The organism is Streptomyces sparsus, assembly GCF_054776295.1.
In genome coordinates this window covers 1-7,188 of sequence record NZ_BAAHCA010000178.1, presented here as the reverse complement: position 1 = coordinate 7,188, position 7,188 = coordinate 1, and the positions used below count along the sequence as shown (strand labels likewise).

The following is a 7,188-nucleotide window of genomic DNA, read 5'->3' as shown; positions in this document are numbered from 1 at the left end:
GACCGCGGTCGGGGATTCCGGACGGGCGACCCTCGTGCGGGGTCTCCCGCGTTCGAGGTCTCTGCCGGTCACCGGGAGAGCACCCGACGGGGAACGGGACGAGGACGGCACACCGCGCCGACTGGTCGCCGTCGTCGGTGCCGGGCACCACCGGCCCTCTGCTGTCCCCGTGCTTGGTGAGGATCACCCGGACGCCACGCGACCTGATGCTGCCGATGGCCATCCGCAGGGGCGCGAGGGCCACTGAGGTGGTGTTCCTTCCGGCCTTCGCCGTGGCCGGTGCGGGGGCGGCCGAGACGCACGCGGGCGCGGCAGACCTCTGCGGCAGACCTCAGGGCCTGCCGCGCCGTCCGTCGGGCCGGGGTGTCAGCGCAGCGCGCCGGTGACGATCCACAGGTGACCGAACGGGTCGCGGAGGCGTCCCTCGCGCTTGCCGTACGGGCGGTTCTCCACCGGTACGACCACGGTGCCGCCTCCGGCGACCATCCGTTCGGCGACGGCGTCCTGGTCGGTGAACTCCGCCTCCAGGAGGACCGGGGAACCGCCGACGTCGTCGGGCGACAGCCAGCCCCACTCGGACACCGCCGGGGACAGGGCGAACGGGGAGCCGCCGACCTGCAGGACGACGACCATCACGCGGCCGCTGTCGTCCTGGGCGCGGAAGACCTCCTCGGCGCCCATGGCCTTCTGGTAGTAGGTCGCGGCGGTGTCGGGGTCCGGGACGATCAAGCGTGGCGTCAGACTCATGCGTCGACTGTATTCCCCCCTGCGGTCGCCCGCAGGGGTGCGTCGATCAGTTCGAGCCACGTGCCGCGGACCGCGCGGGTGCGGTCGGGCAGCGCCGTACGCCGGTGGGCAGAGCCCGCATCGCGTCCGTGGAGGAAGCGGAGGATGCCATGGCGCCGGCAGGGGGCGGTGGGTGCGGCGACGCTGGTCGAGTCGCTGTGGCCGCGGACGCGGACCGACGGGGTCGAGCACCGTTCGGCGGGCGGAAGCCCTCCGGGTCTCCAGGCGTCGCCGAAGCCGGGGAGTGACGCCCTGGGTGGAGATTGTCCCGTTACGATGGGCTATGCGACTGGCTGGTCCTCGCCTGTCGTCCCTGCTGGAACGGCGGGGCCCTCTCGCTTTCGCGACCGACGCATCCCGGGTCCCCGCACCGGAGGAGCGAGGGACCCGAGCGGCCCTCCGCGGCCTGGGGCGACGGGCCCCGGTCCCGCGCCGCCACCCTCGGACGTCGGGCGGCGCCCGACCCGACACCTGTCAAGGTCATGACCGGGCGGTGGGGCCGACGGCGGCTCGTCCCCGCCCGGGGTCACTCCAGTTCGGAGAGGACCTTCTTGGCGACCTTCTCCGCCCCCTTGTCGATGTCCGCCGCCGACGGCGTCTTGGCGTCCTCGAAGCCGGCGCCGGAGTAGTCGACGGTGATGACGACGTTGGCCGAGCGCACCACGGTCCGCTGCTCGCGGTAGTCCTCGGACTTCTTGCCGTCCTTCTTGACCGTCTCGTAGGCGACGTTGGTCGCCGCGTCGCCCACGCCCTTCAGCGGGGTGTCCTTGGCGTCCTTGTGCGCCTTGTCGCGGGCCGCCGCGGCGACCTGCTGCTCGGCGTACTCGGTGGCCCGTTCGTCGCCGCTGCCGAGGCCGGCGTCGGAGTCGAACCGGCGCAGCGAGACGCTGAGCGCGTGGTACTCGAAGTCGTCGAGGCCGCTCCACAGGCAGCTGGCGTAGGCGTCGGCGTCCTTGGTGCCGAGGTTCTTGCCCGTGGGGGCCTTCGGCACCACGTCCTGCACGACGTCCTTGCCGACCGTCTGGCACGGGTCGGGCAGCGTGGTGTGCTTGACCGGCTCCGGGCTGGGCGCGGCCTTGCTGGGGGCGGCGGACGGCGTGGCGGCGGACTCGTCGCCGTCACCGCCCGAGGAGCAGCCGGCCACCAGGAGCACCGGCACGGCGGCGAGGGCGAGCGCGCGGCGCACGGTGGCGCCGCGCCGTCGGTCGGCGTACTGCGGGGTGTCACGGAACATGGTGTGTCTTCGCTTCCAGGTGTGCGATCGGTCAGCCGGCCAGTCGGCCGGCGAGCTGCTCGGCGAGCTTGCGCGCCTTCTGCTGGAGTTCCTCGCTGTCGGGGAGTCGGCGCTTGTCGTTGGACCACTGGTCGTACTCGACGGTGACGATGACGTTGCCCGACCGGAAGACCAGGGTGATGTCGCGGTGCACGCCGGAGTCCGCCGTGGCGAGTTTGTCGTTGAGGTACGCGCCGGCCGCGATGCCCTCCAGCGGGCGCGGGGCCAGTGCCGGGTCGGCGGACGACCCGGCGCCCGCCGGGTCCGCGTCCGCCTCCGAGTCCTTGGTGTCGTCTGCGTCCTCGGCGTCGGCGTCGGTGCCGTTGTCGCTGCCGGCCGTGGCGGCGGCCTGCTCGGTGGCGTCCTTCTCGGCACCGTCGTCCGTGTCGGTGTCCTCGGACCCGGATGCGGACCCGGAGGCGTCGGGCGAGTCGGTCGGATCGCCCGCGTCCTCGGTGGGGGGCGCCTCGGACGGGATGCCGTCCTTCAGTGCCCGGTCCGCGTAGAGCTCGGCGGCCCGGTCGTCGTCGCTGACGGCCCGGTCGTAGGAGACGACCCGCTCGAAGTCGAGGGTGAGGTGCCGGCTGCCGAGGCTCGTGGCGCTCTTCCAGCGGCACCCGACACGCCGGTCGGTGTCGTAGGTCGGCTGGGCCTCGCCCGCCAGGGCGGAGTCACCGGTTCCGGAGGTGCCCTCGGGCTCCTCCTCGTCGTCGTCCACGTCGGGCGTCAGCAGGTCGCGGAGGGTGCCCTCCGACACCGCCTCGCAGGCGTTGGGCAGCGTGCGGTAGGTGCCGGGCTCGGCCGAGGGAGCGGACGCGGAGGTGCCGCCGGGCTTCGCGTCGTCCGCTTCGCCGCCGCCGTCGCCCCCTGCGGTGCAGCCGACCAGACTCAGGGTCAGGGCGGTGGCGACCGCGGCACCGCCCAGGTATGCCTTCCGCTGCACGCGGCCTCCTTCGTCGTTCCGCGCCCCGGTCCTGCCCGGCACGCCTCGTCCCGCTGCTGGTGTTGCTGGTGCTGCTGGTGTCACTGGTGCTGCTCGTGCCGCCGGTTCCGCCCGGTCCGTGCGGTCGTCCTTTGGGCCGGGGCGGTCCGGTCGGCGGGTCCGGTGCCGTGCGTCGCCCGGCGTGGGCGGGGCCGCGGCGGCCGAAACCCGGTGGCACCGACAGGCCGCCGCAAAACACAATGTCTACCGCACCCACCGTACGGACGTCCGTTCCGTAGGGGCCTTTGCGGGGACACGTCTGCTTTTTCACCTTTGTTGACCCGTGCGGCGATATCCACCATGTCTCTCGGGGGAGATGATCGACCATGACGTACACCGAACTGCCCGGCGCACGCGTACCGATCCGCATGTGGGCCGACCCGGCCACCGTCGAGGACGGCGCACTGCGCCAGTTGCAGAACGTGGCCACGCTGCCGTGGATCAAGGGCCTGGCCGTGATGCCGGACGTGCACTACGGCAAGGGCGCCACCGTCGGGTCGGTCATCGCGCTGGAGGGCGCGGTCTGCCCCGCCGCGGTCGGCGTGGACATCGGCTGCGGCATGTCGGCCGTGCGGACCTCGCTCACCGCCGGGGACCTCCCCGGCGACCTCTCCCGGCTGCGTTCGCGGATCGAGGCGGCCATCCCGGTCGGCCGCGGCATGCACGACGACGAGGTGGACCCGGGGCGGCTGCACGGCTTCCCCACCGCCGGGTGGGGCGACTTCTGGTCGCGCTTCGACACGGTCGCCGACGCGGTGAAGTTCCGGCAGGGGCGCGCCCGGAAGCAGTTGGGCACGCTCGGCTCGGGCAACCACTTCATCGAGGTGTGCACCGACACGACGGGCGCGGTCTGGCTGATGCTGCACTCCGGTTCGCGCAACATCGGCAAGGAGCTCGCCGAGTACCACATCGGGGAGGCGCAGAAGCTGCCGCACAACCAGGGCCTCGTCGACCGCGACCTCGCGGTGTTCGTCTCGGACACCCCGCAGATGGCGGCCTACCGCAACGACCTCTTCTGGGCGCAGGAGTACGCCAAGCGCAACCGCGCCCTGATGATGGCGCTGCTCCAGGACGTGGTCCGGCGGGAGTTCAGGAAGGCCAGGCCGATGTTCGAACCGGTGATCTCGTGCCATCACAACTACGTGGCCGAGGAGCGGTACGAGGACATGGACCTGCTGGTCACCCGCAAGGGCGCCATCCGTGCGGGTGCCGGGGAGCTCGGCATCATCCCCGGCTCCATGGGCACCGGTTCGTACGTGGTGCGGGGCCTGGGCAACCCGGCGTCGTTCCACTCGGCCTCGCACGGCGCGGGCCGCCGGATGAGCCGGAACGCGGCGAAGCGCCGCTTCTCCGCTGAGGACCTCCAGCGGCAGACGCAGGGCGTGGAGTGCCGCAAGGACTCCGGGGTGGTCGACGAGATCCCCGCCGCCTACAAGCCGATCGAGCAGGTCATGGCCCGCCAGGGCGATCTGGTGGAGATCGTGGCGTCGCTCAAGCAGGTCGTCTGCGTCAAGGGCTGACCGGCGGCGTCCGCCGCCGGCGGCAGGTCCGGGCGGGTGGTGTCGCCGGGTCTGCCGGGCGGGGTGGCGAGGCGTTTCTGACGCCCCGTCACTGTCAGACCCGGCTGGCAGAGTAGAGGTCATGGAAGCGCCTCTGACCGGGGCTTCGTCGGTTCCGCGCGAGCGGGCCACGTCGCTCCGTCGATCCGTCGTGCCCATCCGCGCCGCCCACCGGCCGCGGCCGTCCCGACGATCCGAACCGTCACCGGTCGAACCGTCACCGGCAGAACCGTGGGCGGCCGAACCGCCGTCGTCCGTAACAGAGCAGGCCGCAACCTTGCGGTCCGCAACCGAGCAGTCCGTACCGGAGCAGACCGGACCGGAACTGTCCGAACTCAAACCGTCCGACATGTTGTCGTCCGCCCGGGATGGAGTCCGCGGCGGTGTGAAGGCATCCGTGAAAAAGGGGGAAAAGATGAACGTCGGAGCCTCAACTCTTTCTGTGCACCTTGTGGTTGGCGGCCTGCGCGCGGGGGCGCACCACCAGCAGGTCGACGTTGACGTGCGGGGGGCGGGTCACCGCCCACGTCACGGTGTCCGCCACGTCGTCGGCGGTCAGCGGGTCCGGCACGCCGGCGTAGACGGCGGCGGCGCGGTCCGCGTCGCCACGGAACCGCGTCAGGGCGAACTCGTCGGTCTGCACCATGCCGGGGGCGATCTCCACCACCCGCACCGGCTGACCGCACAGCTCCAGCCGCAGCGTCGCGGCCAGCGCGTGCGCGCCGTGCTTCGCCGCGACGTACCCGCCACCGCCCTCGTACGCGGCGTGCCCGGCAGTGGAGGAGACGATCACCACGGTTCCGTCGCCTGAGGCGGTCAGGGCGGGCAGCAGTGCCTGAGTGACGTGCAGCACGCCGAGCACGTTGACCTCGTACATCGCCTGCCAGTCCGACGGGTCGCTGTCGGCCACCGACTCGGTGCCGAACGCGCCGCCGGCGTTGTTGACGAGCACGTCGACCCTTTCCAGGTCGGCGGCGAGCGCGGCGACGGCGGCGCGGTCGGTGACGTCGAGCGGATGCGCCGACGCCTCCCGTCCCGCCTGGTTCAGCTCGTCGGCCAGGGCGGCGATCCGGTCCGCGCGGCGGGCGGTCAGCACGACCGGGTAGCCCGCGTCCGCGAGCTGCCGGGCGGTGGCCGCCCCGATCCCGCTGCTGGCTCCGGTGATCACCGCGGTGCGGGTTGCCATGGGATGTCTCCTCGGTCCTGGTGTCCGGTGCTCGGGGCCGTGCCGGGGGCGGCGCCCGACGAGGGGTGGGCGGTGCTCGCTGCCGGTGCGCCGACGGGGGCGCCGAGCGGGCGTCGTCCGTGCTGCGACGATCCTCGCACGGAGTCAGGGGGCCCTCGGCGCGTACATGATCAGGGCGACGCCGAGCAGGCACACCAGGGCCCCGATCACGTCCCAGCGGTCCGGGCGGAACCCGTCCACGACCATGCCCCAGGCCAGCGAACCGGCCACGAAGACACCGCCGTACGCGGCGAGGATCCGGCCGAAGTGGGCGTCCGGCTGGAACGTCGCGACGAACCCGTAGGCGCCCAGCGCGATCACCCCGGCGCCGATCCACACCCAGCCGCGGTGCTCCCGTACGCCCTGCCAGACCAGCCAGGCACCGCCGATCTCCAGCAGCGCGGCGGTGAGAAAGAGCGCGACGGATCGGCTGACGGTCATACCGGCAGCGTAGACGCCGCCCGCCGGCGCCCCGCTGCGGGCCGCGGCCGGGCGGCAGCTCGACTGTCGGTGCCGGCGCCTAGCCTGCCCGCATGCTCATCGAACGTGCCTACGTCCATCTTCCCCCTGAGCTGGCGGACGCCCACGAGCAGTGGCCCTGGTCGGTGCCGTGCGTGCGGGAGCTGCTCCGCGACGGCGGTATGCGCTTCTCCGCGCCGGTGACGTTCCTGGTCGGTGAGAACGGGTCCGGCAAGTCGACGCTGGTGGAGGGCCTGGCGGAGGGCTACGGGCTCGACCCGTACGGGGGCCGGGCCGGGTACCGGCACGTGTCCGACCGGGCCAGGTCGCCGCTGGGTGAGCGGGTGCGGTTCGACGCCTCTCCCGCCGGCCGCCGCATGGTGCGCGGGCCGCGCACCGGCCGGCGCGGCTTCTTCCTGCGGGCGGAGACGGCGATGCTCGCGCTGGAGTCGGAGGGCGTGCCGGTGCACGAGGTCAGCCACGGCGAGGGCTTTCTCACCGCCTTCCAGGCCAACTTCCGCCAGCCGGGGCTCTACGTGCTGGACGAACCGGAGGCGGCGCTGTCCTTCGCGTCCTGCCTGCAACTCGTCGGCCTGCTGCACCAACTCGCCGCGTCCGGCTCGCAGGTCATCTGCGCCACCCACTCACCGCTGCTGACCGCGCTGCCGGGGGCGGAGATCCTGGAGGTCGGTGAGCAGGGCGCGGTCCGCGTCGAGTGGGCCGAACTGGCGCTGGTGGACCACTGGCGGCGCTACCTGGCCGATCCGCGCGCCTACCTGCGCCACATCTGCGAGTAGCGGCCGCCCGGTCGGGCACCGGCCGCCCCATGCCCCCGCCGGGTCAGCTCCGGGGGCGGGGCCCGGGTTCGGCAAGGGCCTCGGCCAGGGCGCGGGACACCTCGGCG

General features: G+C 73.1%; 8 protein-coding genes. 2 read left to right on the top strand and 6 right to left on the bottom strand.

The genetic code is table 11. The annotated features are described in order from the left end of the window. The 4 genes from ACYVE9_RS11300 to ACYVE9_RS11285 all read right to left on the bottom strand — a co-directional run. On the bottom strand, positions 1-244 hold a 244-nt coding region (locus ACYVE9_RS11300), incomplete at its 3' end, for a hypothetical protein (protein WP_461027654.1). Between the two features lie 122 nt (positions 245-366). Then, on the bottom strand, positions 367-747 hold the full coding sequence (locus ACYVE9_RS11295) for a VOC family protein (RefSeq protein ID WP_461027653.1): 381 nt from the start codon (positions 745-747) through the stop codon (positions 367-369). A 565-nt stretch (positions 748-1,312) separates the two neighbouring features. Continuing rightward, the gene (locus ACYVE9_RS11290; protein ID WP_461027652.1) at positions 1,313-2,020 is read right to left on the bottom strand and encodes a DUF3558 family protein; all 708 of its coding nucleotides are present in this window, start codon (positions 2,018-2,020) and stop codon (positions 1,313-1,315) included. Positions 2,021-2,051: 31 nt separating this feature from the next. Beyond that, entirely contained in the window at positions 2,052-3,002 is a 951-nt protein-coding gene (locus tag ACYVE9_RS11285) for a hypothetical protein (protein WP_461027651.1), read from the bottom strand. A gap of 365 nt (positions 3,003-3,367) precedes the next feature. Here ACYVE9_RS11285 and ACYVE9_RS11280 point away from each other — a divergent pair, with 365 nt between their 5' ends. Next, positions 3,368-4,561, top strand: a complete 1,194-nt coding sequence (locus tag ACYVE9_RS11280) for an RtcB family protein (RefSeq protein WP_461027650.1) — start codon at positions 3,368-3,370, stop codon at positions 4,559-4,561. Positions 4,562-5,030: 469 nt separating this feature from the next. On the opposite strand, the gene ACYVE9_RS11275 is transcribed toward ACYVE9_RS11280, so the two are convergent. Further along, a complete protein-coding gene (locus tag ACYVE9_RS11275) occupies positions 5,031-5,786 on the bottom strand; it encodes an SDR family NAD(P)-dependent oxidoreductase (RefSeq protein ID WP_461027649.1) in 756 nt (251 codons plus the stop codon). 144 nt (positions 5,787-5,930) lie between these two features. Continuing rightward, entirely contained in the window at positions 5,931-6,266 is a 336-nt protein-coding gene (locus tag ACYVE9_RS11270; protein ID WP_461027648.1) for a YnfA family protein, read from the bottom strand. Between the two features lie 92 nt (positions 6,267-6,358). On the opposite strand from ACYVE9_RS11270, the gene ACYVE9_RS11265 reads away from it, so the two are divergent. Further along, positions 6,359-7,081, top strand: coding sequence for an AAA family ATPase (locus ACYVE9_RS11265; protein ID WP_461027647.1), 723 nt, complete (start codon positions 6,359-6,361; stop codon positions 7,079-7,081). The last annotated feature ends 107 nt before the right edge of the window (positions 7,082-7,188 follow it).

Excerpts from the sequence above, each read along its gene's own strand:
- ACYVE9_RS11295 (WP_461027653.1), bottom strand. The coding sequence starts at position 747 with ATGAGTCTGACGCCACGCTTGATCGTCCCGGACCCCGACACCGCCGCG.
- ACYVE9_RS11290 (WP_461027652.1), bottom strand. The coding sequence starts at position 2,020 with ATGTTCCGTGACACCCCGCAGTACGCCGACCGACGGCGCGGCGCCACC.
- ACYVE9_RS11280 (WP_461027650.1), top strand. The coding sequence starts at position 3,368 with ATGACGTACACCGAACTGCCCGGCGCACGCGTACCGATCCGCATGTGG.
- ACYVE9_RS11275 (WP_461027649.1), bottom strand. The coding sequence starts at position 5,786 with ATGGCAACCCGCACCGCGGTGATCACCGGAGCCAGCAGCGGGATCGGG.
- ACYVE9_RS11270 (WP_461027648.1), bottom strand. The coding sequence starts at position 6,266 with ATGACCGTCAGCCGATCCGTCGCGCTCTTTCTCACCGCCGCGCTGCTG.
- ACYVE9_RS11265 (WP_461027647.1), top strand. The coding sequence starts at position 6,359 with ATGCTCATCGAACGTGCCTACGTCCATCTTCCCCCTGAGCTGGCGGAC.